Below are 262 nucleotides of genomic sequence, written 5' to 3'. Positions count from 1 at the left end.
ACCGCGTCCTGCCTCTCCTGCTCTAGCGGCTTCTATTGCTGCATTTAGTGCCAATAGATTAGTTTGCTCGCTTACACCTTTAATAACTTCAAGCACTTGCCCAATACTGGCTGTGTGCGTATTTAAACTGTTTATAGTTTGCTGAGCTTTCTCCATATTAGCTGAAAGCTGGTGGATGGTTGTAACACTGTGACTTAATGCTTCTTGGTTTTGTGTTGAGTGCTCATCTGCATTTTTAGCAAGCTGCGATGCACTCTCTGCA

The 262-nt window shown here is 43.9% G+C and carries 1 protein-coding gene; it reads right to left on the bottom strand.

Features of this window, described 5'->3' with window-relative positions; translation table 11 throughout:
- Positions 1-262 (bottom strand): methyl-accepting chemotaxis protein (locus AAEY88_RS14160; RefSeq protein ID WP_350563408.1); only part of this gene is annotated, 262 nt, incomplete at both ends.

It is taken from the genome of Psychrobacter sp. CAL346-MNA-CIBAN-0220 (genome assembly GCF_040309805.1).
Classification (GTDB): domain Bacteria; phylum Pseudomonadota; class Gammaproteobacteria; order Pseudomonadales; family Moraxellaceae; genus Psychrobacter.
This window is presented reverse-complemented; position numbering and strand designations above follow the sequence as displayed.